Source organism: Rhodococcus sp. 1R11 (assembly GCF_004563845.1).
In the GTDB taxonomy this organism is placed as follows: domain Bacteria; phylum Actinomycetota; class Actinomycetes; order Mycobacteriales; family Mycobacteriaceae; genus Rhodococcoides.
Genome location: NZ_SPNG01000007.1, coordinates 180,520 through 204,743 on the forward strand (window position 1 = coordinate 180,520; position 24,224 = coordinate 204,743).

A 24,224-nucleotide genomic window follows, 5' to 3' on the forward strand; every position below is an offset into this window, starting at 1 on the left:
ATTGCTTGCTCGTCGGTCGACGAGCAACCATTTTGTTCGGCAATCGCTAGGAGCTCACGCGTGATCACCGCCACCGACCTCGAAGTTCGTGCCGGTGTGCGGACCCTTCTGTCCACCGAGGGGCCCGCGCTCCGCGTGCAGGCAGGTGACCGCATCGGGCTGGTCGGCCGCAACGGCGCCGGAAAGACCACCACGCTGCGCATCCTGGCGGGTGAGGGTGAACCTTATGCCGGCGAGGTAGTACGTACCGGCGACCTCGGCTACCTCCCGCAGGATCCCAAAGAGGGCGATCTGGACGTGCTGGCCAAAGACCGGGTGCTGTCGGCCCGCGGGCTGGACACCCTCCTGCACAGTATGGAGAAGCAGCAGGCGCTGATGGCCGAGGTTGCCGACGAGACATTGCTCGACAAGGCCGTCCGTAAATACGGCGAGCTGGAAGAGCGGTTCGCGTCCCTCGGCGGCTACGAAGCAGAGAGCGAAGCGGCCCGCATCTGCAACAGCCTCGGCTTGGCCGACCGCATTCTCGGTCAACCGCTGCGGACCCTGTCCGGTGGTCAGCGCCGACGCGTCGAACTTGCTCGCATTCTGTTCGCCGCGTCCGACGGCAGTGGCGGACGCTCGAACACCACATTGCTGCTCGACGAGCCCACCAACCACCTCGACGCCGATTCCATCACCTGGTTGCGCAGTTTCCTGCAGAACCACGAGGGCGGACTCATCGTGATCAGTCACGATGTCGAACTGCTCGGTGATGTCGTGAACCGGGTGTGGTTCCTCGATGCAGTGCGCGGTGAGGCCGACATCTACAACATGAACTGGAAGAAGTACCTCGACGCACGCGCCACGGACGAGCAACGGCGCCGTCGCGAGCGAGCGAACGCGGAGAAGAAGGCAGGTGCGCTGCGCGTCCAGGCCGCCAAGATGGGTGCCAAGGCAACCAAAGCCGTTGCGGCACAGAATATGGCGAAGCGAGCAGACAAGTTGATGGCCAACCTCGATGCGGAGCGCGTATCGGACAAGGTTGCGCACATTCGCTTTCCTGAGCCTGCCCCCTGCGGCAAGACACCGTTGATGGCCAAGAACCTGACCAAGATGTACGGGTCGCTGGAGATCTTTGCCGGCGTCGATCTGGCGATCGACCGGGGGAGCCGCGTGGTGGTGCTCGGGCTCAACGGTGCCGGTAAGACGACACTGCTGCGCATTCTGGCCGGAACCGAGAAGGCCGACACCGGAGAGATCGAACCCGGCCACGGCATGCGCGTAGGTTACTTCGCCCAGGAGCACGACACCCTCGACGACATGGCGTCGGTGTGGGAAAACATCCGGCATGCGGCACCCGACACCGGCGAGCAGGAGCTCAGATCGCTACTCGGTGCCTTCATGTTCACCGGACCCCAGCTCGAACAGCCCGCAGGAACGCTGTCCGGCGGCGAGAAGACGCGTCTGGCGCTGGCCGGGCTGGTGTCTTCGGCTGCGAACGTTCTGCTACTCGACGAACCGACCAACAACCTCGATCCGATCTCACGCGAGCAGGTTCTCGACGCACTGCGCAGTTACAAGGGTGCTGTCGTTCTGGTGACTCACGATCCGGGTGCCGCCGAGGCGCTCTCACCGGAACGAGTCATCCTCCTTCCCGACGGCACCGAGGACCACTGGTCGCAGGACTACCTGGAACTGATTCAGCTGGCCTGACCCGGGTCGCGCCTGCGCACCGATTCCTCGACCAGATCCAGAATCGCCGACAGGTTCGACCCGCCGTTACCCGACGCGATTCTGGCGACCAGACCGTCCAGAACCAGGTCCAGGTAGTCGGCCAGAACGTCGTTGGCAACGTCGTCGCGTAGTTTTCCTGCCGTCTTCTGGCGCTCGAGTCGGCCGAGCGTCGCGTCGGTCAGTTCGGCCGAACGCTCGGCCCAGCTGGTTCGGAAGTCGGCGTCGGTTCGTAGTCGTCGGGTGATCTCGAGCCGCGTTCCGAGCCACTCGAACTGCTCCGGCTGGGCCAGCATGTCTCGCATCACCTGAACCAGACCCTGCGTCGAGGCGACCTCTGCCATACGCCGGGCGTCCTCCTGCGCCAACGCGAGGAAGAGACCGTCCTTGTCCTTGAAGTGGTGAAAGATGGCTCCGCGGGAGAGGCCTGTCGCCTCTTCGAGGCGTCGCACCGTCGCGCCCTCGTAGCCGAACTCTCCGAAGCATTTACGCGCACCGTCGAGAATCTCGCTGCGGCGGGCCGCCAGGTGGTCTTCACTGACCTTGGGCACGTGTGAAACTCCTACTTTCCGATGAAGGGCCCGTACCGATACGGCGATGGGCCCGAAACACGTATCGAGTTCCGGGCCCATCGCTGTGCGTGGCGTCTGTCTACAGTGCCGTGTGACTAGCCTCTGATCATGTTGCGGAGGACGTACTGCAGGATTCCGCCGTTGCGGTAGTAGTCCGCTTCACCGGGGGTATCGATACGGACCACGGCGTCGAACTCGACCTTGGTTCCGTCCTCCTTGGTCGCGGTCACTGCCATCGTCTTCGGGGTGGTGCCCTCGTTCAGCTTTTCGACGCCGACGATGTCGAACGTCTCGGTGCCGTCGAGCTTGAGCGACGCTGCGCTCTCGCCGGCCGGGAACTGCAGCGGAACGACGCCCATGCCGATGAGGTTGGAGCGGTGGATGCGCTCGAACGACTCGGTGATGACGGCCTTGACGCCGAGGAGCGAGGTGCCCTTGGCCGCCCAGTCACGCGAGCTTCCCGAGCCGTACTCCTTGCCGCCCAGTACGACCAGCGGAATGCCGGCCTTCTGGTAGTTCTGCGACGCGTCGTAGATGAACGACTGCGGGCCACCGTCCTGGGTGAAGTCGCGGGTGTAGCCACCCGAGACGTCGTCGAGCAACTGGTTCTTCAGACGGATGTTCGCGAACGTTCCGCGAATCATGACCTCGTGGTTACCGCGGCGCGATCCGAGCGAGTTGTAATCCTTGCGCTCGACGCCGTGTGAATCGAGGTACTGAGCGGCAGGCGTGCCCGCCTTGATGGGTCCTGCCGGGCTGATGTGGTCGGTGGTGACCGAATCGCCGAGCAAGGCCAGCACGCGGGCACCCTTGATGTCCTCGACCGGAGCCGGGTCCATCGTCATGCCGTCGAAGTACGGAGGCTTACGCACGTACGTCGAGTTGGGATCCCACTCGAACGTGTCGCCCTCGGGGGTCGACAGGTTCTGCCAGCGGCTGTCACCGGCGAAGATCGTCTCGTAGGACTTACTGAACATGTCCCGGCTGATCGACGACTTGATGGTGTCCTCGATCTCCTGCGACGACGGCCAGATGTCCTTGAGGAACACCGGGTTGCCTTCGTGGTCGTTACCGAGCGCGTCGGTCTCGAAGTCGAAGTCCATCGTGCCCGCCAGGCCGTAGGCGATGACCAGAGGCGGCGACGCCAGGTAGTTCATCTTGACGTCGGGGGAGATGCGACCCTCGAAGTTGCGGTTGCCCGACAGCACGGCGGTCACCGAAAGATCGTTGTCGTTGATCGCCTTCGAGATCGGCTCGAGCAACGGGCCCGTGTTGCCGATGCACGTGGTGCAGCCGTAGCCGCCCAGGAAGTAACCGAGCTTCTCGAGGTACGGCCACAGGCCGGCCTTCTCGTAGTAGTCGGTCACGACCTGCGAGCCGGGTGCCATGTTGGTCTTGACCCAGGGCTTGGTGGACAGGCCCTTCTCGACGGCGTTGCGAGCGAGCAGTGCTGCGCCGAGCATGACCGACGGGTTCGAGGTGTTGGTGCAGGAGGTGATGCCTGCCACCACCACAGCACCATGGTCGAGAACGAACTCGCCTGCTTCGTCGGTGATGACACGAACCGGCTTGCTCGGGCGACCTTCGGAGCCGTATGCGGCCGACCGCACGTCGACTGCATCGTCTTCCGCGAAACTCAGCGAAGCGGGGTCGCTGGCCGGGAACGACTCGTTGAGGGCCTCGTCCAGCTTGCTGTCACCCTCGTGCGCCGGGTGGTTCTCCTCCACGTAGTTGTGGATGTCCTTGCGGAACGCAACCTTGGACTCGGACAACAGGATTCGGTCCTGCGGGCGCTTCGGGCCTGCGATGGACGGGACGACCGTGTTGAGGTCGAGCTCGATGTACTCGGAGTACACGGCTTCGTTCTTCGGGTCGTGCCACATGCCCTGTTCCTTGGCGTACGCCTCGACGAGAGCGAGCTGCTCGTCGCTGCGGCCGGTGAGGCGCAGGTAGTTGATCGTCTCTTCGTCGATCGGGAAGATGGCTGCGGTGGAACCGAACTCCGGGCTCATGTTGCCCAGGGTGGCGCGGTTCGCGAGCGGAACCTCGGCCACGCCCTCGCCGTAGAACTCGACGAACTTACCGACGACGCCGTGCTTGCGCAGCATCTCGGTCGCGGTCAGCACCACGTCGGTCGCGGTGACGCCGGGCTGGATCTCACCGGAGAGCTTGAAACCGACGACGCGGGGGATGAGCATCGAGACGGGCTGGCCGAGCATGGCTGCCTCGGCTTCGATGCCGCCGACGCCCCAGCCGAGCACACCGAGGCCGTTGACCATCGTGGTGTGCGAGTCGGTGCCGACGCAGGTGTCGGGGTATGCCTGGCCCTTGCGGGTCATGATGGTCGGTGCCAGGTACTCGATGTTGACCTGGTGCACGATGCCCATGCCCGGGGGGACGACTTTGAAGTCGTCGAAGGCGCCCTGTCCCCAACGCAAGAACTGGTAGCGCTCGCCGTTGCGCTCGTATTCGAGGTCGACGTTGCGCTCGAGGGCATCGGCGCGGCCGAAGACGTCGAGGATGACCGAGTGGTCGATGACCATGTCGGCGGGGGAGAGGGGGTTGACCTTGTTGGGGTCGCCGCCGAGGGTGGTGACGGCCTCACGCATGGTGGCGAGGTCGACGATGCACGGAACGCCGGTGAAGTCCTGCATGATGACGCGTGCAGGGGTGAACTGGATTTCGAAGCTCGGCTCCGCGGACGGATCCCACGAAGCGATCGAGCGGATGTGGTCGGCGGTGATGTTGGCACCGTCCTCGGTGCGAAGGAGGTTCTCCGCGAGGACCTTCAGCGCATAGGGCAGTTTCTCGGCACCGGGCAAGGCCGACAGACGGAAGATCTCGTACGAGTTCTCTCCGACTTCGAGGGTGCCCTTTGCACCGAATGAATTGTTACTTGCGGTCACTTCAGCTCCACTCGTCTATGAGGCACACCGCCGACGGGGCTGTGTCGACGGTTGAAGCGAGGCTCTGTCCGTGTGTCTCGGCATGGCATCCGGCGTACGTATTGCCTGCGGACGCTCGGGCAGTGTCTCGATGAAAGTCTAACAGTACGCTTGTCCTGTGAAAACGTGCGGGTTGTTTTCGCGGCGGACACCGAGAGAACGACCCGCGTCACAATCCTCACGTAGTGCTCCGTGCGACGCAATGAAGGGCGGCCTCAGTTTGCCGCGTCGGGTGTGCCTGCCTCCCGAGAATCGACTGCGCTGTGACGTAGGGTTCCACGCGACTGGTTCCTACCGACTGGACGAGAGATGCCTGAGCCGATCCACGCTGTTTCCCCGCTTGCCACCGATATCCCGGCAGGTGTGGACGTCGACTCCATCGTCGCCACGGTGCGTGAGTCGAGAGTCAGCGCTCCTGCGGACGAGCAGGACGGGCTGACTGCCGCCGTGAACCGAGCCGAGGACCACGGAATCGATCTGAGCATCGTGATCGTCCCCGACGAACCACGCCACGACTCGCAGCTGCGCGATCTCGCCACTGCGGTCGGTGCCCGCGAAGGCGGAACGGTGCTGGTGCTGAGCCCGGGCCAGGTCGGAACGTTCAGCGACTCGATCAGCCGAGTGACACTCGAAGCCGGACAGGATCGCACGTACACCGGGAATCACGTCGTCGCCGCCGACAACTTCGTCGACACCCTCGTCGAGGACCAGACTCCGTGGGGCTTGCTGACGGGCGGACTGGTGGTGATCGTCGCCGCCGTGGCCGCGTTGACAGCCGCCGTGAAGGTCCGGCGCTACCGCGCGCGGTCGGCCACTGCCGACCAGCACGACGCGCAGCCCGTCGAGCGCTGACGTAACGCGCAGATTCGTCATTCGACCGACCGACGCCGACGCGGTGGTGCTCCGCCGGACGTCGGTCCGGAAAAAGTTCGAAAAATTGTTTTCGGCAAACCCCGAGTTCACGGCATTGTGCCTGGTGGAATTACAAATGTGTCATTTGTGACTGGAGTTTCTTTAGTGTGCGAAGTGTCGTACGGTGCCATTGGCACTGCTGGGGAAGGAGTGTCGCAGAAGGCAGGTGTCATCCGTGGGGAACTCGGGAGGCCACTGCTTCGGGTGTGACTGACGTGGTTCGCACCTGTCGTGTCGCTGCGCGCCACTTTCCCGCCCGGCGAACATGTTCACCGTCACCTGCGATCGGGGTGGGAACGGGGAACGCCTCGACGGCACGACGGTCTTTTCGGGACCCGAGTGAATGCCGGACCCGAGGGAGACATTTGTGAGCCGACGTCCAGTTCGCGGCACGCGCCGCAGAGCGCTCGTCCGTACCCGATTCGTACTGGCAGGTGCCGGTCTGGTTCTCGCGCTGACCGCGACCATGCCTGGAGTCGCCGCCGCGGTACCGCCGCCTCCACCCAACCCGTCGGACACCGACATCGCCGCGGCCGGAAGCGCGGTCGACTCACGCCTGGGGCAGGTCGGGCAGCTGATCGACGCGATCGCATCCGCCAACCAACAACTCGCACAGCTCGACGACGAGGTCGCCGTGAAGCGAGAAGGCGTCAACAAGGCGCTGGTCGATCTGCAGAACGCACGGGACGCCGCCGACGTCGCCGCAGCAGTCGTGGGAGCAGCGCAGCAGGCCCTCGCCGATGCCGGCACCCAGATTCAGGCAGCCCAGCGCAAATTCGACGAATTCGCCAAATCGAGCTACACCCAGGGCTCGGGCGTCGCCTCGATGGCGTCGTTTCTCGGTTCGAGCGGACCGGACGACGTTCTCGACCGCGCCCAGGTTCTGAAGGTGCTGTCCAACAGCCAGAACGCCGTGCTCGACGGCCTCCAGCGGGCCCGCACCGAGCAGGCGAACCGGGACTCCGCCGCTCGCGAATCCAAGCAGCAGGCCGACGCGGCAGCGTCCGAAGCCGAGTCGAAGAAGGCCGAGGCCGAGCAGGCCATCGCTGCGGCGCAGGCGGCACTCCAAGCCGAAGCCGATCAGAAGGCCGCGATCGAGTCCCAGCGAGACGCCGCTCAGACCGAGCTCGACGCAGCACGGAGCAACGTTGCCGGTCTTCAAGGTCAACGAGCCGCGTACAGCGACTGGGAGGCGCAGAAGGCGGCCGAGGACGCAGCAATGGCCGCAGCAGCAGCTGCCGCTCGCGAGGCCGCGGTTCAGGCGGCGGCCCGGGTGTCGGCCAACCTGGCTGCGCAACAGCGAGCCGCCGCGATCGCCGAGGGCCAGCGCTCGCATGTGGATGTCGACGACGATTCGAATTCGTCCACCGACTCCGACAGTTCGAGCGGAACCACGACGACTCCGACCAAACCTGCCCCCAGTAAGCCCAAACCCTCGACCACTCCGTCGGTCACGGGCAGCGCGGCCGTCGAATTGGCGATCGACCGCGGGATGAGCCAGCTCGGTGTTCCGTATTCCTGGGGCGGCGGCGACGAGAACGGGCCGACCAAGGGAATCCGAGACGGCGGAGTCGCAGACAGTTACGGCGACTACAACAAGGTCGGCTTCGACTGCTCCGGACTCATGATCTACGCATTCGCAGGTCTGGGTATCTCCTTGCCCCACTACACCGGCTACCAGTACACGGCAGGTAAGCAGGTTCCGTCGTCGCAGATGAAGCGTGGCGACATGATCTTCTACGGACCGAATGCCAGTCAGCACGTCGCGCTCTATCTCGGCGACGGGAAGATGCTCGAGGCTCCGCAATCCGGATCGGTGGTCAAGGTCTCCGACGTCAGATACAGCGGTATGACGCCGTACGCCGTGCGCATGGTGTCCTGAGCTCTCTGTCACTCCCGAGGTCGATGTTGGGTACTTCTGCGTCGTTCCGCAGGCTCCACTCCGGCGCGCGGGTCAGGGGTGGGTTTCGGCGCGCGCGAGCATCACCTGGAATAGTTGATCGCGGCGGTAAGGAACGTGCCAGACGATGATCGACTGAAAGCGGTGAATTCTTGGTGACATCACGTGACGGCCGGATTTCGAATGACGAGGAGCCGACACAGATCGGGTCTTCGAGTCCGAATCCGCAGGGTGGGGAGCCGGAGCGGGTGGACAGTCCCGATCTCGCCGAGGACGTTCAGCTTCTCGAGAAGGCCGTGTACGAGGTCAAACGGGTGATCGTCGGTCAGGATCGCCTGGTCGAGCGCATTCTGGTCGGCTTGTTGGCCCGAGGTCACGTGCTGCTGGAAGGCGTTCCCGGGGTAGCGAAGACCCTCGCAGTCGAGACGTTCGCCCGCGTTGTCGGGGGCTCGTTCTCCCGCGTCCAGTTCACCCCGGACCTGGTACCCACCGACCTGGTCGGAACCCGTATCTACCGCCAGGGCCGCGAAGAGTTCGACACAGAACTCGGCCCGGTCGTGGCGAACTTCGTACTCGCCGACGAGATCAACCGGGCGCCGGCGAAGGTGCAGTCGGCACTGCTCGAAGTCATGGCAGAGCGGCACGTGACCATCGGCGGCAAGACGTTCCCCATGCCCGACCCGTTCCTGGTGATGGCGACGCAGAACCCCATCGAGAACGAAGGCGTCTACCCGCTCCCGGAAGCCCAGCGCGACCGCTTCCTGTTCAAGATCGTCGTCGACTATCCGACGGTGGAAGAAGAACGCGAGATCGTCTATCGCATGGGGATCAAGGCGCCCGAGCCCAAGCAGATCCTGGACCCTGTCGAGTTGGTCCGTCTGCAGAACCTGGCCAGTTCGGTGTTCGTGCATCACGCGCTCGTCGACTACGTGGTTCGGGTCATTGCCGCCACCCGCACACCCGAACAGTTCGGGTTGGACGACGTCGGCAGCTGGATCGCGTACGGGGCCTCCCCGCGTGCCACCCTCGGCATCATCGCTGCGTCCCGCGCTCTCGCCCTGCTGCGAGGCCGCGACTACGTCGTCCCTCAGGACGTGCTCGAGGTCATCCCCGACGTGCTTCGGCATCGGCTGGTGCTCTCCTACGACGCGCTCGCCGACGAGGTGACGCCCGAGACCGTGATTTCCCGCATTCTGCAGGCCGTCGGACTACCGCAGGTGTCGCCGCAGGCGGTTCCGATGTCGCACGACAACGGCACCTCTGCACTCGGTCAGCCCTTCGGTGGACAACAGGGCACACCGCAGTTCCCGGGAGCAGGGCCGCAGTATCCGGCCCAGGGACAGTTTCCGGGCCAGGGACAGGGTCCGGCCCAGGGGCAGTACCCGGGTCAGCCGCAGTTCCCCGGGCAAGGGCCCGGCTCGGCACCCCAACCGACACCTGAACAGCGCAACCCGAACGGCCCGGCCGGCGAACCTGCTCCGTCGCTGCACAAGCCGTCCGGTGATGCATCGTCGACCGGTTCGCCGGGTCAGTGAGCGCAGCCGACAGTGCCGGCCGAGGTGCGGTCTCACGGCCGCCGTCGTTTCGGTCCGGCGAGCTGCGTGATCCGAAGTTGGCCGCCGCGCTGCGCACGCTCGAATTGACCGTGCGTCGGCGTCTCGACGGGGTTTTGCACGGCGACCACCTGGGCCTGATCCCGGGCCCGGGGTCCGAACCCGGGGACGCCCGTGAATATCAGCCCGGCGACGACGTTCGGCAGATGGACTGGTCGGTCACTGCGCGTACGACGCATCCCCACGTGCGTCAGTCGGTGGCCGATCGCGAACTGGAAACGTGGCTGGTGGTCGATCTGTCGGCCAGCCTGGATTTCGGAACGGCCGGGTGCGAAAAACGCGATCTCGCCGTCGCGGCCTCCGCCGCCATCACCCATCTGACCGGCGGCGGCGGTAACCGGATCGGAGCCGTGGTGGCCACCGGAGCGACGACGACGCGAATCCCGGCGCGTGGTGGGCGAGTGCACAGCCAGTCGATGCTGCGGACGATCGCCACGACACCGTCCGCTGCGGACGGTGTCCGCGGCGATCTGCGCGATGCCGTCGAGGCGCTGCGGCGTCCGGAACGCCGCCGCGGTATGGCCGTGGTGATCAGCGACTTCCTCGGCCCGATCGACTGGGAACGATCGCTGCGAGCGATCTCCGCCAGACACGACGTCTTGGCCGTCGAGGTGCTCGATCCACGGGACCTCGAACTGCCCGATGTCGGCGACGTAGTCCTGCACGACCCGGAGTCCGGCCGTACCCGAGAGTTCGCTGCGACACCCCGGCTTCGCGCCGACTTCGCGCGAGCAGCCGCAGCACACCGCGACGATGTGGAGAAAGCGTTACGCCGATGCGGAGCACCGCGTCTGACTCTGCGCACCGACGGTGACTGGATCGCCGATGTCGTCCGCTTCGTCACTGCTCGCAGGCACACCATCGGGTCCGGTTTCACCAACACCGCTCGGGCAGGTTCGCGATGAGCCTCACCGATTTCTCCGCACCGTGGTGGCTCGCGTTTCTCGTCGTCGTCCTGGCCTTGACAGCGGGGTACGTCTGGATTCAACGCCGCAAGCAGAAGCACGTGCTGCGCTTCTCCAACATGGAGTTGCTCGAGTCGGTCGCGCCCAACCGGCCCAATCGTCTGCGTCATCTCCCGACCGCACTGGTACTGGTCGGGCTGCTGTTTCTGACCGTCGCGTTGGCCGGCCCCACCGCAGATCAACGTGTTCCTCGGAACCGAGCGACGGTGATGCTCGTCATCGATGTGTCGCTGTCGATGGAGGCGACAGACGTCGAACCCACTCGATTGGCTGCGGCGCAAGAAGCAGCCAAGTCGTTCGCCGACGGCCTCACGCCCGGCATCAACCTGGGTCTCGTCGCGTTCGCGGGCACCGCCTCGGTACTGGTCTCACCCACGGCCAACCGCGAAGCCACCAAGTCGGCAATCGACAAACTGCAGCTCAGCGAGCGTACGGCCACCGGTGAAGCAATCTTCACCTCGCTGCAGTCGATCGATACCCTCGGCGCGATCCTCGGGGGTGGCGACGCCGCGCCGCCGGCCCGCATCGTGCTGCTCTCGGACGGTAAGCAGACCGTGCCCCAGAACCTCGACGATCCACGGGGCGGCTACACCGCGGCACGCGCAGCCAAGGACAAGGGAGTGCCGATCTCGACGATCTCGTTCGGTACCAGCTACGGATCGGTCGAGATCGAGGACGAAGGTGGGGGCGGCGTCGAGCGCGTCCCCGTCCCGGTAGACGACCCGTCGTTGCGTGAGATCGCGACTCTGTCCGGAGGAAGTTTCTTCACGGCCTCCTCGCTCGAGGGCCTCCGAGACGTCTACGACACCTTGGAGGAGCAGATCGGCTTCGAGATCACCCGCGGGGACGCATCGCGACCCTGGTTGATCCTCGGCGTCCTGTGCATCTCCGCCGGGCTCGGTTCGGCGTTGGTGATGCGGCAACGATTGCCGTGATCGCTGTTATTACTCACCAGTAAGTTTCGCTTTGTCATTCCAGGACGAACAGATAGGTTGCTAGGCATGTCCAAACCTGACTTCATCGCGCGATCGGTACTCGTCACCGGAGGTAACCGGGGTATCGGTCTGGCCATCGCTCAACGGCTCAGTGCCGACGGACACAAGGTGGCCGTCACCCACCGCGGATCCGGGGCTCCCGACGGATTGCTCGGAGTCGTCTGCGACGTCACCGACTCCGATTCGGTCGACGCGGCCTTCAAGGAGGTCGAGGAGAAGCACGGACCCGTCGAGGTCCTCGTGGCCAACGCGGGCATCACCGACGACACCCTGCTGATGCGTATGACCGAGGAGCAGTTCCAGCGTGTCATCGATGCGAACCTGACCGGAGCCTTCCGAGTCGCCAAGCGCGCCAACCGGGCCATGCTGCGCGCGCGCTGGGGCCGGATGATCTTCCTCAGTTCCGTCGTCGCGATGGCCGGCGGGCCGGGGCAGATCAATTACGCGGCGTCCAAGGCCGGCGTCATCGGCATGGCCCGGTCGATCACGAGGGAACTCGGTTCGCGATCCATCACGGCAAACGTCGTCTCCCCGGGATTCATCGAAACCGACATGACCGCAGAGTTGTCGGACGATTTGCGCGGCAAGGCGAAGGAATACATTCCACTTCAGCGTCTCGGACAGCCCGAGGACGTCGCAGCAGTCGTGAGCTTCCTTGCGGGCCCGGACTCGTCGTACGTATCCGGTGCCGTCATTCCCGTCGACGGCGGCATGGGCATGGGGCACTGAGAATCGCTCTCGCACAACGATTTCGATAGATATTCACCTCCGAATTAAGGAACGCAGCATTATGGGCGGATTGCTCGAAGGCAAGACCATTCTCATCACCGGCATCATCACCGACGCGTCGATCGCGTTCCATGCCGCGGCCATGGCGCAGGAGCAGGGTGCCAAGGTGATCATCACCGGTTTCGATCGGCTGCGGCTCATCGACCGCATCGCGCAGCGGCTACCCGAGGAGGTGCCCCCGGCAATCGAGCTCGACGCCACCAACGAGGAGCACCTCGCCGCGCTGGCGGACCGAGTCCGTGAAGTAGCGCCGGAGGGTATCGACGGCGTTCTGCATTCCATCGCATTCGCACCTCGCACCCTGATGGGCCCTGATGCCAAGCCGTTCCTCGAGGGGCCGGGTCCCGACGCGGCGAGGGCATTCGAGATCTCGGCGTGGAGTTACGCGTCTCTCGCGCGCGCCGTGCTGCCGGTCATGAACGAGGGTGGCTCGATCGTCGGTATGGACTTCGATCCGCGTACCTCGATGCCGTATTACAACTGGATGGGCGTAGCCAAGGCGGCTCTCGAGTCGGTGAACCGTTACGTGGCACGGGAAGTGGGCGCAGCCAAGCGCATTCGATCCAATCTCGTTGCTGCAGGACCGATCAGGACTCTTGCCGCCAAGGCGATTGCAGGCACTGCGACCGGCGATGCGGCCAAGATGGACCAGCTGAACGTGTACTGGGACGGCGCAGCTCCCATCGGATGGGACGTCAACGATCCGACCGTCGTCGCCAAGTCGATCGTCGCCTTGCTGTCCGATTGGCTGCCCGGAACCACCGGGTCCATCGTGTACGTCGACGGCGGAGCGAGCCACAACACGTACCTGCCCGAAAACATGTGACACGTCGGTGAGCGGAGTCCGACGTGGGCTCGCTCACCGAAGGTTTCGTCGACCGATTGTGCCCCTGCCGCAGCCCTGCTGCGGCAGGGGCACAATGGATTCATGACCACCCCTGGAGATTTCGACGCACTGTTGGTGCTCTCGTTCGGCGGACCGGAAAAGCCTGCCGACGTTCGCCCGTTTCTCGAGAACGTCACTCGCGGACGCGGTGTGCCGCCCGAGCGTCTCGACGCCGTCGTCGAGCACTACATGCACTTCGGTGGCGTATCACCGATCAACGAACTCAATCGCGACATCATCGCCGCACTGCAGGCCGAGTTCGATTCGGCCGGAATCGAATTGCCGATCTACTTCGGCAATCGCAATTGGCATCCTATGGTCGAGGACACCGTTGCGACGATGAAGGCGGACGGCGTCCGCTCTGCGCTCGTCTTCCCGACTTCCGCGTGGGGCGGGTATTCCGGGTGCAGGCAGTACCACGAGGACATCGCGAGGGCCCGCGCGTCGGTGGGGGACGACGCCCCGCACTTGCTCAAGATCCGTCAGTACTACGACCACCCGTTGATGGTCGAGGCGTTCAGCGACGCCGTTGCATCGGCGCGAGCCTCACTGCCCGAGCAGCACCGCGCCGGTGCACGTCTGGTGTTCACTGCACACTCCATCCCCTCGGCCGCCGACGCCAACGCCGGCCCGCCCGAGGACGGCGGTCACCTCTACAGCCGTCAGGTGGCCGAGGCGTCGCGTCTGGTGGCGGCCGCATCCGGCAGCACCGAATACGACCTGGTGTGGCAGTCCCGTTCCGGACCACCGCAGGTTCCGTGGCTCGACCCCGACATCTGCGATCATCTCGAAGCGTTGTCGGAGAAGTCCGTCGACGCGGTGATCGTGTGCCCGATCGGATTCGTGTCCGACCACCTCGAAGTGGTGTGGGATCTCGACACCGAGGCCGAGGAGAAGGCCAGTGAACTCGGGATGGCGTTCGCTCGCGCGGGTACCCCCGGCTCCGATGCTCGATTCCCGAAGATGATCAGGGAGCTGGTGGACGAGTATCGCATCGGCGGCACGTGCCGAGGGCTCGGTAGCGTGCCCGGCTACGGTTCGACTCTCGACGGCAGTCGGTGTGCCGTCGGATGTTGCGAGCAGCCGACGCGTCCGTCGCGGCCTGCAGCGGCCCCTGCCTGACCGGTGGTGCCGGCCTGACTGGCGGCTCCCGCCTGAGGTTGGCCTCTTGCCTGTCTCGCGGCCCAGCCCCGACAGGACCGCTACGTGTCGGTCCTGTCGGTCCTGTCGGTCATCGGGCCGACTGCATCGAGGCACCGATGGACGTCGCCACGGCGATGGTGCGGGCCGTGCGCACAGCGGCCCACAGCGGCCGGACCAGTTCTTCGCGGGCTGCCGCCGCGGCGGCAGTCGGTGCCTCCGAGGGAGCCGATCCGGCTGCGACCGTGAGGACTGCCGCGACCCGATCGGCCGATTCGAGTACTCGGAAGGCGCGTTCGGACATCTCGGGGGGATAGCGGTGCCGCGCAGCGTCGGCGATGAGCTCGGCGATGCGAGTGCGCGGGTCCGCCTCGAGAGTGCGGGTAGGGAGCGATTGCATCCGAGCGAGTGCATCCGCCGCGCCGCGCACGGCCTCGCGCATCTCGTACTCGGCCTCACCCAGACCTCGATCTCGGTGGGCGTGAGCGGGAACGTCGATCGAATACACAGTCCAGCGCAGCACATCGGGACCTTCGACAACGGGAACCACGCCGATTCCGGACGAACCCGGAGTACCGATCATCACCGCCTGCTCGGCACCGATCGCTGCGCGAGAGAATTCGGTCCGGGCCGGCAGTTCGGCCACTGCGCCCGCTGCGGGCAGCACCAGACGTATCCGTTCCTCCCCGGCTGCGGGTGAGGGTCCTGCGTTTGCGGCGGTTCGGACAGCGGCGAGCGCCCCGGCGATGCCCTCTGCGTAACCCGGAAAGCGCAGCCCGTACGTCGTTGCTGCTTCGGCGTCACCGGCACCGACCAGATGCATCGGTGCCCACTCGGACAACGCGTCGATGACGTCGTCCGGCGAACCGACACCCGCCAACCAGGAACCGGCCCACAGGGCAAGACTTGCACTCGGAGAACACACGACTCACGAGCATAGGTCGGCGTGGCGAACCGTGCTCGGGACGCCGGTATCGCTAGCGTTGGTCGCCGTGAACGACATGTACGGCGGAGACATTCTCAAAGGGCACAGTCGCATGCGGAAGGTTCCGGCACCGGAGGTGCCGGCCGAGCGCGGCATGGTGGTCGAGGACGCGGGTTCGGGTTATTGCGGTGCTGTGGTCGGCTTCGAGCGCACGTACGACGGAGATTTCGTCCGACTCGAGGACGGTGCCCGAACGACGCGACTGTTCGCCTTGCGCGAGGCCGCATTTCTGATCGACGGCCGCCGGGTGACGCTGATCCGGCCGAAGCCCGCGACCGCGGCGAAACCGACCAGATCGGCGTCCGGATCCACCAAGGTCGAGGGCCTGCGAGCCCGGACGGCTCGCGCCAGCCGTATCTGGGTCGAGGGTGTGCACGACGCGGCCCTGGTGGAAAGCGTATGGGGACACGACCTTCGGGTGGAGGGCGTGGTCGTCGAACATCTCGAGGGCCTGGACAATCTGGGGGAGCGGTTGGCCGATTTCGGCCCGGGCCCGGGCCGCCGCGTCGGAGTTCTGGTGGATCATTTGGTGACCGGGTCCAAGGAATCGAAGATGACCAGATCCTTGGGCGAACACGTTCTCGTCACCGGCCATCCGTTCATCGACGTGTGGGAGGCCGTCAAGCCGTCGGCAGTCGGTATCGCGGCGTGGCCGAAGATCCCGCGCGGTCAGGACTGGAAGACCGGAATCTGTCGAGAGCTGGGGTGGGGAACTCCACAGGAGGGATGGCGTCGGGTCTACTCGTCCGTCTCGAGTTTCCGAGATCTGGAGGCTCCACTGATCGGTGCCGTCGAACAACTGGTCGATTTCGTCACCGAGTAGCCGTTCCGACCAGCTGATCCGTCGGTGGATGTCCGATTCGTGCCAGGATGGACCTTGTGGCAGCGATCTTGTGGCTCATAGCGGCGGTTGTGCTCGCCGGTGCCGAAGCACTGACCGGGGACTTCTTCCTACTGATGATCGCCGGCGGTGCGCTCGGTACCGCCGGGGTGTCGGCGTTGACCGACTTCCCGGTGTGGGCCGATGCAATCGTGTTCGGTGTGTTGTCGTTGGCGTTGGTCCTGGGTCTGCGCCCGATCTTGTTGCGGCGCTTCGCACATCCGCCGGAGACCCCGATGGGGGTCGCGGCTCTCACCGGTAAGAGTGCAGTCGTGCTCGAACAGGTCACTGCGCACGAAGGCCAGATCAAACTCGGTGGCGAGGTGTGGACCGCGCGTCCGTTGGACGAGACAGAGGTCTACGCCCCCGGTACCACAGTGACCGTGATGGAAATCGACGGTGCCACCGCCGTCGTATGGAAGGGACCGTAAAGCCAGTGGAAGCACTCATAGCACTGGCCGTCATCGTTGCGTTCGTCGCCGTGTTGATGGCCAAGTCCATCTCGATCATCCCGCAAGCCGAGGCAGCAGTGATCGAAAGACTCGGTCGGTACACACGTACCGTGTCCGGTCAGCTCACGTTCCTCGTCCCGTTCGTCGATCGCATCCGTGCGAAAGTCGACTTGCGCGAACGAGTCGTCTCGTTCCCGCCGCAGCCGGTGATCACCAAGGACAACCTGACGGTGTCGATCGACACCGTCGTGTATTTCCAGGTGACCAATCCTCAGTCGGCCGTGTACGAGATCAACAACTACATCGTCGGTGTCGAGCAGTTGACGACCACCACGCTGCGTAACGTCGTCGGCGGAATGACGTTGGAAGAGACTCTGACGTCCCGTGACTCGATCAACGGTCAGCTCCGAGTGGTGCTGGACGAGGCCACCGGCCGGTGGGGTCTTCGAGTCGCCCGCGTCGAGCTCAAGAGCATCGATCCGCCACCCTCGATTCAGGAATCGATGGAGAAGCAGATGAAGGCCGACCGCGAGAAGCGGGCGACCATTCTCACGGCCGAGGGCCACCGTGAATCGGCGATCAAGACAGCCGAGGGCGACAAGCAGAGTCGCATCCTCGCCGCCGAGGGCGGCAAGCAGGCGGCCATCCTCACGGCCGAGGGTGAGCGCCAGTCCAGAATTCTGCGTGCTCAGGGTGATCGCGCCGCGAAGTACCTCGAGGCGCAGGGTCAGGCGAAGGCCATCGAGAAGGTCTTCGGTGCCATCAAGGCCGGTAAGCCCACTCCGGAACTGTTGGCGTACCAGTACATGCAGACGTTGCCTCAGATGGCGCAGGGCGATGCGAACAAGGTGTGGATGATCCCGAGCGATTTCGGCGACGCTCTCAAGGGGTTCGCCAAGACACTCGGAGCCCCCGGCGAGGATGGCGTGTTCCGATACGAGCCCAACGAATCTGCGGGCAACGAGCCCAAGCCCGAGGACGACTCGGACGAGGTTGCGGAGTGGTTCGAGACGAAAACCGATCCGGCCGTAGCCGAAGCGGTCAAAGCCGCCGAAGCGGTGGCCCGCAAGCCGGTGGACACGTCGTTGGCTGCTTCTCCGGAGCTGTCCAAAGGTCTCGACCTCGGCGCATTGTCGGCATCTCCCGAGGCGGAACCGGAACCGCGCTGATCACGAGTTGATCGCGAATCCCACGCCCGCTGCCGCCAGTGCCCACAGAACGCTGGCGAAGGTGCCGATGATGAACTGTTCGGAGGCGTGGGATTCGCGCAGTTCGGGGTAGCGCGCAAGTCCTTTGACTGCAAGTACGATGGCAATTCCCTCGGGCCAGCCGGCGAGAATGGATACCGCGACGGCAACACGTTCGAGAATTCCTATCGTCAATCCTCCACGCAGCGGCTCGACCGGCTCGTCGTCGGTCGAGTCGTTCTGTCGTCTGGCGACACGAAAGACGCTGGGCACCACGGCGGTGCCGCCGACGGCGGCGACGACAACGCTCAGGACGACTCCGACTGCATGACCGACGCCGTGTGCCGGCCCGGCGAGGCTGGCAAGTACGGCGGCTGCGGTGAGCAGAGTCGACGCCACCGCAGTGGGGACCCACGGCCTGACGCGGTCGCCGGTCGGTACGAGGGCGACACCTGCCGTCAGAACCAATAGGACGAGGGCGACGATGATCATGACGTGTGACTTCCTGTCGCGTTCGCCGCGGTCAACAACCTCGCGGCAAGGGTACGGCCGGCATTTTCGACGTGCCAGCCGGCAACGGAAAGTCGTTGCGACATAGCCTGTTTGCTGATGTTCAGTCTTTCGGCTGCGTCGGTCTGCGACAAGCCCTCCGCCATGAGCGCAACCGCTTCTCGGCCCTGGTCCGAGCGTCGAACGACGAGCAGGGCCACCAAGGTCGACGCGGTTTCGGCGTCCTCGGCCGCTGCCGGCTCGGGTCCCGTGACGGCCAGCGCGGCGGGGGAGTTCTTTGCCCTGGTGACGGCGTCTCGGGCGGCCTCGAATGCCTGGCCACGGCCTGCGCGCGTCGTGTTGGGTAACGGGAGTTCGACCGATCCGACGCCGATCCCCACGCTCCAGTGTGGCGTCGCCACCAAGTCGAGAGCGATCGCGACGACGGTTGCTGCGTCGTCACAGACGGCCTGCACCTCGTCGCCTGCGGTGCGATCGAACGGCCGAACCAGATCGAAGTCGCGGTAGCGGTCCAACAGTTCGGGCACGCGATCGACATCGCGTCTGCTGCGACGCTGGTCGACGGTCAACACGAACATGCGACAAGGCTAGGTCGTTGATTTGACCAAGTCAAGCTTCAAGGCTTGATTATCCCAAATCAAGGTTCTCACCCTGACGCCCATTGTCGGATGCCGCCGCGGCCTCGGGCGTTCGCGACAACCGCCAGTCGACGAACAACCCGCTCACGCCGATCGCAATGCAGATCCCCGACAACACCAGCAGTGCCGGATGACTCTGCCCGCCGATGGCTCCACCGATCACCACGATCCCGAGGGTGCCGGGCAGCATGCCGACGGCCGTGGCCAGGGCGAAGGGGGCGAGCCGAACCGCGGACACACCGCAGGCGTAGTTCACCAGCGAGAACGGCACCGGTGCGATCAACCGCAAAGAGCCGACCGCGAGCCATCCTCGTCGACGCAGGCTCTCGTCGACCGAGTCGAGAGCCGAATGCGACATTCGAGCCGCCACGGCCTCTCGTCCGATCGCCCGAACCAACAGCAGGGCGAGGACTGCGCTGACCGTCGAGGCGCCGATCGTCACCGCCAGACCGGTGAAAGGCCCGAACAGCACTCCTGCGCTCAACGTGAACAGGGTTCTGGGAATGGGTGCAATGGTCACCAGTGCGTGGACAGCGAAGAACACGAGCGGAAACGCAGGACCGACCGAAGTGCCCCACTGGCGAATCTGCTCGACACTCGGATGCGGAGCGAACACTGCAACGACAGCCAGGACGACGATCACCGCCAGTAGCGCGATCAGTCGAAGGTCGCGCAGGTGCCGGGTCACGAGAGGCAAGAGTACCGGCGTGAGATGACAGAACGGTTCGGGAGCGGAGCCTGCGGAGTGACCCAGGGGTTTCGCGGGAGCGGAGCCTGCGGAGTGACCCAGGGTTTCGCGGGAGCGGAGCCTGCGGAGTGACCCAGGGTTTCGCGGGAGCGGAGCCTGCGGAGTGACCCAGGGTTTCGCGGGAGCGGAGCCTGCGGCGTGGGTCACCGAACGTGAGGTGATCCTCACGATAACCTGCCTGTAGGTGGGGTTAGCATCACTTCAAGTCGGGTGTAGGACTGCCCGCCGAACCGAGGGAGCAGCACACGTGTCCATCGCGTCGCAGGAGGATGCCGCACGCAGTGCCCACGCGGCCTGGCAGCAGGCGGTGGCCGGGGTCCTGGCCAAGTCTCGCCGGGTCGATGTGGCCGATCTGCCCGCCGATCCCGAACATCTTCTCGATTCCACGACGTACGACGGAATCACGGTGTCTCCGCTGTACACCGCGTTCGACGAGCGCCCCGAGGGTCCGTTGCCGGGGCAGTTTCCGTACCTGCGGGGGCGTGATCCGCATCGGGACGTCAACGCGGGCTGGAAGGTGTGCACGCGTCACGGTTCCGACGTTCGTGACGGTGTGCCCGCGCTGAACGGTCAGATCCTCGATTCGCTCGCCAACGGAACCAGTGCTCTCTGGTTGACGGTGGGGTCGCGTGGGTTGGATCCGTCGGATCTGCCGGAGGCATTGCGTGGTGTGCTGCTCGAGCTCGCCCCACTGACGATCGATGCCCGCAGGGACGTTCGCGCGGCAGCGACGGCACTGTTCGGCGTTCTCGACTCGGCAGATATCGAGGATCGCGCCGCCGTCGACGTCAGGCTCGGAGTGGACACTCTCACTGCTGCAGTGGCAGGCACGGAATCCATAGAGATGGCCGAGGCGCTCGACCTGGCCCGCGCGTGCATCGACCGCGCCGAGTCGATGCGTGCCATCACCGTCGACGGCACCGTGTTCCACAATCAGGGTGCGTCGGATGCGCAGGAACTGGGTGCGTCGATCGCTGCCGGGCTCGAGTACGTGCGATCGATGACCGAGAACGGTGTGACTGTCTCGGATGCTCTGCGCCAGATCGAGTTTCGATTCGCAGCAACCGACGACCAGTTCCAGACCATCGCCAAGTTTCGCGCCGCTCGCATTCTGTGGGCCCGGATTGCGCAGGTGTGCGGTGCGCCCGACGCCGGTGACGCTCCTCAGCATGCGGTGACGTCGGAAGCGATGATGTCGCAGCGCGATCCGTGGGTGAACATGCTGCGTACCACTCTTGCGTCGTTCGGCGCCGGAGTGGGTGGTGCGGATTCGGTGACGGTGCTGCCGTTCGACGCGGCACTGAACGGTGGCGCCGCCGGAGTGTCGAAGACGTTTGCTGCCCGTATCGCGAGAAACACTCAGTTGCTCCTGCTGGAGGAAGCCCATCTGGGTCGAGTTCTGGATCCGGGTTCGGGCTCGTGGTACGTCGAGGAACTCACGGCTGCGGTTGCCGCGACGGCGTGGGAGTTCTTCCGGGGCGTCGAGGCTTCGGGCGGATTCACTGCAGCAACCGCGGACGGTTCGCTGGTTGCCGAGATCGAGAAGACCCGTGCAGAACGCGATTCCGACATCGCGCATCGGATCACTCCGTTGACCGGTGTCAACGAGTTTCCCAATCTGGCCGAGGCCCCCCTGACTCCCGAGCAGACGCAGCCTGCCGGCTCGGCACCCGTGTATCGGTACGGCCGGGCATTCGAGTCGCTCCGAGATCGATCCGATTCTTATCTGGCCCAACATCATTCGCGACCCCAGGTACTACTCGTCCCATTGGGGACCGTCGCCGAGCACAACGTCCGTACGACCTTCGCGTCCAATCTGTTGGCGTCGGGGGGAATCGAAGCGGTCAACCCCGGACCCCTGGGCGTCGACGCTGTCGCCGGTGCTGTCGAAGCGTCGGGAGCCTCGATCGCCGTGGTGTGCGGCACCGACAAGCGATACAGCGACGAGGCCGTTACTGCCGTGGACGCTCTGCGTGCAGCTGGTGTCTCGCGGGTCTTGCTCACCGGCCCGGAGAAGATCTTCGCCGGCGTCGACGGCCCGTCCCGTCCCGACGGCTTCCTGACCGCCAAGGTCGACGCCGTCGCCGTGCTGACCGAACTTCTCGACACGCTGGGAGCCTCGAAGTGAGTACCGACGAGAACCGAATCTCGCACATCATCGGCAGTTTCGCCGACGTACCGCTGGTCGATCCCGACGAGCCGACGCCACCGCCGCCGTCCGCGGAGGACGTGGCCGCGCACGTGAAGAACGGTGCCAAGGCGAACTTCTACACCCCCGAGCAGGTGGTGTGGTCCACTCCCGAGGGCATCGACGTCAAGCCGGTGTACACCGAGGCAGACCGCGACGCCGCCGAGGCCGAGGGCTACCCGTTGCACAGCTACCCGGGTGCTCCGCCGTTCGTGCGGGGACCGTATCCCACGATGTACGTCAACCAGCCGTGGACCATCCGTCAGTACGCCGGATTCTCCACTGCCGCCGAGTCCAACGCCTTCTACCGCCGCAACCTCGCGGCCGGGCAGAAAGGCCTGTCGGTGGCGTTCGATCTGGCCACTCACCGGGGCTACGACTCCGATCACCCGCGAGTGCAGGGTGACGTCGGAATGGCCGGTGTCGCAATCGATTCCATCTACGACATGCGGCAGCTCTTCGACGGTATCGACCTGGGCAGCGTCTCGGTGTCGATGACGATGAACGGCGCCGTGCTGCCGATTCTGGCGCTGTACGTTGCCGCCGCGGAGGAGCAAGGCGTCGGGCCGGAGAAACTCGCCGGCACCATCCAGAACGACATCCTCAAAGAGTTCATGGTGCGCAACACCTACATCTATCCGCCGAAGCCGTCGATGCGCATCATCTCGGACATCTTTGCGTACACCAGCGAGAAGATGCCGAAGTACAACTCGATCTCCATCTCCGGCTACCACATCCAAGAGGCCGGTGCCACAGCCGATCTCGAACTCGCCTACACCCTCGCGGACGGTGTCGAGTACATCCGGGCCGGTCTGGATGCGGGTATGGACATCGATACGTTCGCACCGAGACTGTCGTTCTTCTGGGCCATCGGAATGAACTTCTTCATGGAGGTTGCCAAGCTCCGCGCCGGGCGGCTGCTGTGGGCCGAGCTCGTCCAACAATTCGAGCCCAAGAGTGCCAAATCCCGTTCACTACGCACTCATTCGCAGACGTCGGGCTGGTCTCTGACAGCGCAGGACGTGTTCAACAACGTCGCCCGCACCTGCGTCGAAGCCATGGCCGCGACGCAGGGCCACACCCAGTCTTTGCACACCAATGCGCTCGACGAAGCATTGGCGTTGCCGACCGACTTCTCGGCCCGGATCGCGCGCAACACTCAGCTGCTCATCGCGCAGGAATCCAACACCGTTCGGCCGATCGATCCGTGGGGCGGGTCGCATTACGTCGAGTGGCTCACCCATCAGCTGGCGAATCGGGCTCGCGCACACATCGCGGAGGTCGAGGAAGCGGGCGGTATGGCCCAGGCCATCGGCGAAGGCATCCCGAAGTTGCGCATCGAGGAGGCGGCCGCTCGCACCCAGGCGCGCATCGACTCCGGGCGCCAGCCTCTTGTGGGCGTCAACAAGTACGTGCCCGACGAGCCCGACACCATCGAGGTACTCAAAGTCGAGAACTCGAAGGTGCGAAAAGAACAGATCGAGAAGCTGGAGCGCCTTCGTGCCGAGCGGGACACCGCAGAGGTCGAGGCCGCTCTGGCGAACCTGACCCGGGCCGCAGCGTCGGACCAGCCGGGCATGGAGAACAACCTGCTCGCCCTCGCCATCGATGCCGCCCGCAAGATGGCCACCGTCGGTGAGATTTCCGACGCCTTGGAGAAGGTCTACGGGCGCCATCAGGCCGAAATACGGACAATCAGTGGTGTGTACCGCGACGAGGCAGGTAAATCGGACAACATCACCCGCGCCACCGCGTTGGTCGAACAGTTCGCCGAGGACGAGGGCCGTCGTCCTCGTGTTCTGGTGTGCAAGATGGGGCAGGACGGACACGACCGAGGCCAGAAGGTCATTGCCACGGCGTTCGCCGACATCGGCTTCGACGTCGACGTCGGTCCGTTGTTCCAGACGCCCGAGGAGGTGGCCCGCCAGGCCGCCGACAACGACGTCCACGTGGTCGGCGTGTCGTCTCTGGCGGCAGGCCATCTGACGCTGGTGCCCGCCTTGCGTCAGGCCTTGGCCGACGTCGGGCGCGAGGACATCATGATCGTCGTCGGTGGCGTCATCCCGCCGGGCGATTTCGACGAGCTCTACGCAGCGGGGGCTGCCGCGATCTTCCCTCCGGGCACCGTCATCGCCGACGCCGCGATCGGTCTGGTGGAGAAGCTGTCCGTCGCGCTCGGGCATGCACCACGCGAGGCCAACGCCTGAAT

20 protein-coding genes are annotated in these 24,224 nt (G+C 65.1%); 14 read left to right on the forward strand and 6 right to left on the reverse strand.

What is annotated here, in order from left to right:
- Window positions 1–60: 60 nt before the first annotated feature.
- On the forward strand, window positions 61–1,692 hold the full coding sequence (locus E4P29_RS14610; protein WP_027497030.1) for an ABC-F family ATP-binding cassette domain-containing protein: 1,632 nt from the start codon (window positions 61–63) through the stop codon (window positions 1,690–1,692).
- Here E4P29_RS14610 and E4P29_RS14615 read toward each other — a convergent pair.
- A complete protein-coding gene (locus E4P29_RS14615; protein ID WP_135045725.1) occupies window positions 1,680–2,261 on the reverse strand; it encodes a TetR/AcrR family transcriptional regulator in 582 nt (193 codons plus the stop codon). The two genes, E4P29_RS14610 and E4P29_RS14615, sit on opposite strands and share 13 nt — an antisense overlap.
- Window positions 2,262–2,377: 116 nt before the next feature.
- Window positions 2,378–5,188: an aconitate hydratase gene (locus tag E4P29_RS14620; protein WP_135045727.1), complete on the reverse strand. Its 2,811-nt coding sequence runs from the start codon at window positions 5,186–5,188 to the stop codon at window positions 2,378–2,380.
- A 348-nt stretch (window positions 5,189–5,536) separates the two neighbouring features.
- On the opposite strand from E4P29_RS14620, the gene E4P29_RS14625 reads away from it, so the two are divergent.
- From E4P29_RS14625 to E4P29_RS14660, 8 genes are all read left to right on the forward strand, one after another.
- Window positions 5,537–6,079, forward strand: a complete 543-nt coding sequence (locus tag E4P29_RS14625) for a DUF6676 family protein (RefSeq protein ID WP_135045729.1) — start codon at window positions 5,537–5,539, stop codon at window positions 6,077–6,079.
- 526 nt (window positions 6,080–6,605) lie between these two features.
- Complete coding sequence (locus E4P29_RS14630) at window positions 6,606–8,021, forward strand: NlpC/P60 family protein (protein WP_245154341.1); 1,416 nt, start codon at window positions 6,606–6,608, stop codon at window positions 8,019–8,021.
- A 266-nt stretch (window positions 8,022–8,287) separates the two neighbouring features.
- A complete protein-coding gene (locus E4P29_RS14635; protein WP_209205409.1) occupies window positions 8,288–9,574 on the forward strand; it encodes a MoxR family ATPase in 1,287 nt (428 codons plus the stop codon).
- Window positions 9,571–10,557, forward strand: coding sequence for a DUF58 domain-containing protein (locus tag E4P29_RS14640; protein WP_135045733.1), 987 nt, complete (start codon window positions 9,571–9,573; stop codon window positions 10,555–10,557). Before E4P29_RS14635 ends, E4P29_RS14640 begins: the two co-directional genes overlap by 4 nt.
- A complete protein-coding gene (locus E4P29_RS14645) occupies window positions 10,554–11,552 on the forward strand; it encodes a VWA domain-containing protein (protein WP_135045735.1) in 999 nt (332 codons plus the stop codon). Before E4P29_RS14640 ends, E4P29_RS14645 begins: the two co-directional genes overlap by 4 nt.
- 66 nt (window positions 11,553–11,618) lie before the next feature.
- A complete protein-coding gene (gene fabG1, locus E4P29_RS14650; RefSeq protein WP_135045736.1) occupies window positions 11,619–12,341 on the forward strand; it encodes a 3-oxoacyl-ACP reductase FabG1 in 723 nt (240 codons plus the stop codon).
- A gap of 61 nt (window positions 12,342–12,402) precedes the next feature.
- The gene (gene inhA / locus E4P29_RS14655; RefSeq protein ID WP_135045738.1) at window positions 12,403–13,227 is read left to right on the forward strand and encodes an NADH-dependent enoyl-ACP reductase InhA; all 825 of its coding nucleotides are present in this window, start codon (window positions 12,403–12,405) and stop codon (window positions 13,225–13,227) included.
- 102 nt (window positions 13,228–13,329) lie between these two features.
- The gene (locus E4P29_RS14660; protein WP_135045740.1) at window positions 13,330–14,409 is read left to right on the forward strand and encodes a ferrochelatase; all 1,080 of its coding nucleotides are present in this window, start codon (window positions 13,330–13,332) and stop codon (window positions 14,407–14,409) included.
- 109 nt (window positions 14,410–14,518) lie between these two features.
- On the opposite strand, the gene E4P29_RS14665 is transcribed toward E4P29_RS14660, so the two are convergent.
- On the reverse strand, window positions 14,519–15,352 hold the full coding sequence (locus E4P29_RS14665; protein WP_167735485.1) for a hypothetical protein: 834 nt from the start codon (window positions 15,350–15,352) through the stop codon (window positions 14,519–14,521).
- Between the two features lie 76 nt (window positions 15,353–15,428).
- Here E4P29_RS14665 and E4P29_RS14670 point away from each other — a divergent pair, with 76 nt between their 5' ends.
- From E4P29_RS14670 to E4P29_RS14680, 3 genes are read left to right on the forward strand one after another with little or no spacing between them, the layout of a single operon-like run.
- On the forward strand, window positions 15,429–16,235 hold the full coding sequence (locus E4P29_RS14670) for a DUF3097 domain-containing protein (protein ID WP_135045910.1): 807 nt from the start codon (window positions 15,429–15,431) through the stop codon (window positions 16,233–16,235).
- A 56-nt stretch (window positions 16,236–16,291) separates the two neighbouring features.
- Entirely contained in the window at window positions 16,292–16,723 is a 432-nt protein-coding gene (locus E4P29_RS14675; protein ID WP_209205410.1) for an NfeD family protein, read from the forward strand.
- A gap of 5 nt (window positions 16,724–16,728) precedes the next feature.
- The gene (locus E4P29_RS14680; RefSeq protein WP_135045744.1) at window positions 16,729–17,913 is read left to right on the forward strand and encodes an SPFH domain-containing protein; all 1,185 of its coding nucleotides are present in this window, start codon (window positions 16,729–16,731) and stop codon (window positions 17,911–17,913) included.
- On the opposite strand, the gene E4P29_RS14685 is transcribed toward E4P29_RS14680, so the two are convergent.
- The 3 genes from E4P29_RS14685 to E4P29_RS14695 are packed head-to-tail and all read right to left on the reverse strand — an operon-like array spanning window position 17,914 to window position 19,767.
- Window positions 17,914–18,423 (reverse strand): hypothetical protein, encoded by a 510-nt coding sequence (locus E4P29_RS14685; RefSeq protein ID WP_135045747.1) that lies wholly within the window; start codon window positions 18,421–18,423, stop codon window positions 17,914–17,916.
- Window positions 18,420–19,019 carry a hypothetical protein gene (locus E4P29_RS14690; protein ID WP_135045749.1) on the reverse strand — a complete coding sequence of 200 codons (600 nt, stop codon included), beginning with the start codon at window positions 19,017–19,019 and terminating at the stop codon, window positions 18,420–18,422. The genes E4P29_RS14685 and E4P29_RS14690 overlap by 4 nt, the downstream gene beginning before the upstream one ends.
- A gap of 49 nt (window positions 19,020–19,068) precedes the next feature.
- Window positions 19,069–19,767: a TVP38/TMEM64 family protein gene (locus E4P29_RS14695; RefSeq protein WP_135045751.1), complete on the reverse strand. Its 699-nt coding sequence runs from the start codon at window positions 19,765–19,767 to the stop codon at window positions 19,069–19,071.
- Between the two features lie 307 nt (window positions 19,768–20,074).
- On the opposite strand from E4P29_RS14695, the gene mutA reads away from it, so the two are divergent.
- Complete coding sequence (mutA, locus tag E4P29_RS14700) at window positions 20,075–21,955, forward strand: methylmalonyl-CoA mutase small subunit (protein ID WP_135045753.1); 1,881 nt, start codon at window positions 20,075–20,077, stop codon at window positions 21,953–21,955.
- A complete protein-coding gene (gene scpA / locus E4P29_RS14705) occupies window positions 21,952–24,222 on the forward strand; it encodes a methylmalonyl-CoA mutase (RefSeq protein WP_135045755.1) in 2,271 nt (756 codons plus the stop codon). Before mutA ends, scpA begins: the two co-directional genes overlap by 4 nt.
- Window positions 24,223–24,224: the final 2 nt, after the last annotated feature.

Coding starts and splice junctions, on each gene's coding strand:
- E4P29_RS14645 (WP_135045735.1), top strand. CDS start 10,554: ATGAGCCTCACCGATTTCTCCGCACCGTGGTGGCTCGCGTTTCTCGTC.
- E4P29_RS14670 (WP_135045910.1), top strand. CDS start 15,429: ATGTACGGCGGAGACATTCTCAAAGGGCACAGTCGCATGCGGAAGGTT.
- inhA (WP_135045738.1), top strand. CDS start 12,403: ATGGGCGGATTGCTCGAAGGCAAGACCATTCTCATCACCGGCATCATC.
- E4P29_RS14660 (WP_135045740.1), top strand. CDS start 13,330: ATGACCACCCCTGGAGATTTCGACGCACTGTTGGTGCTCTCGTTCGGC.
- E4P29_RS14685 (WP_135045747.1), bottom strand. CDS start 18,423: ATGATCATCGTCGCCCTCGTCCTATTGGTTCTGACGGCAGGTGTCGCC.
- E4P29_RS14690 (WP_135045749.1), bottom strand. CDS start 19,019: ATGTTCGTGTTGACCGTCGACCAGCGTCGCAGCAGACGCGATGTCGAT.
- E4P29_RS14630 (WP_245154341.1), top strand. CDS start 6,606: ATGCCTGGAGTCGCCGCCGCGGTACCGCCGCCTCCACCCAACCCGTCG.
- E4P29_RS14625 (WP_135045729.1), top strand. CDS start 5,537: ATGCCTGAGCCGATCCACGCTGTTTCCCCGCTTGCCACCGATATCCCG.
- fabG1 (WP_135045736.1), top strand. CDS start 11,619: ATGTCCAAACCTGACTTCATCGCGCGATCGGTACTCGTCACCGGAGGT.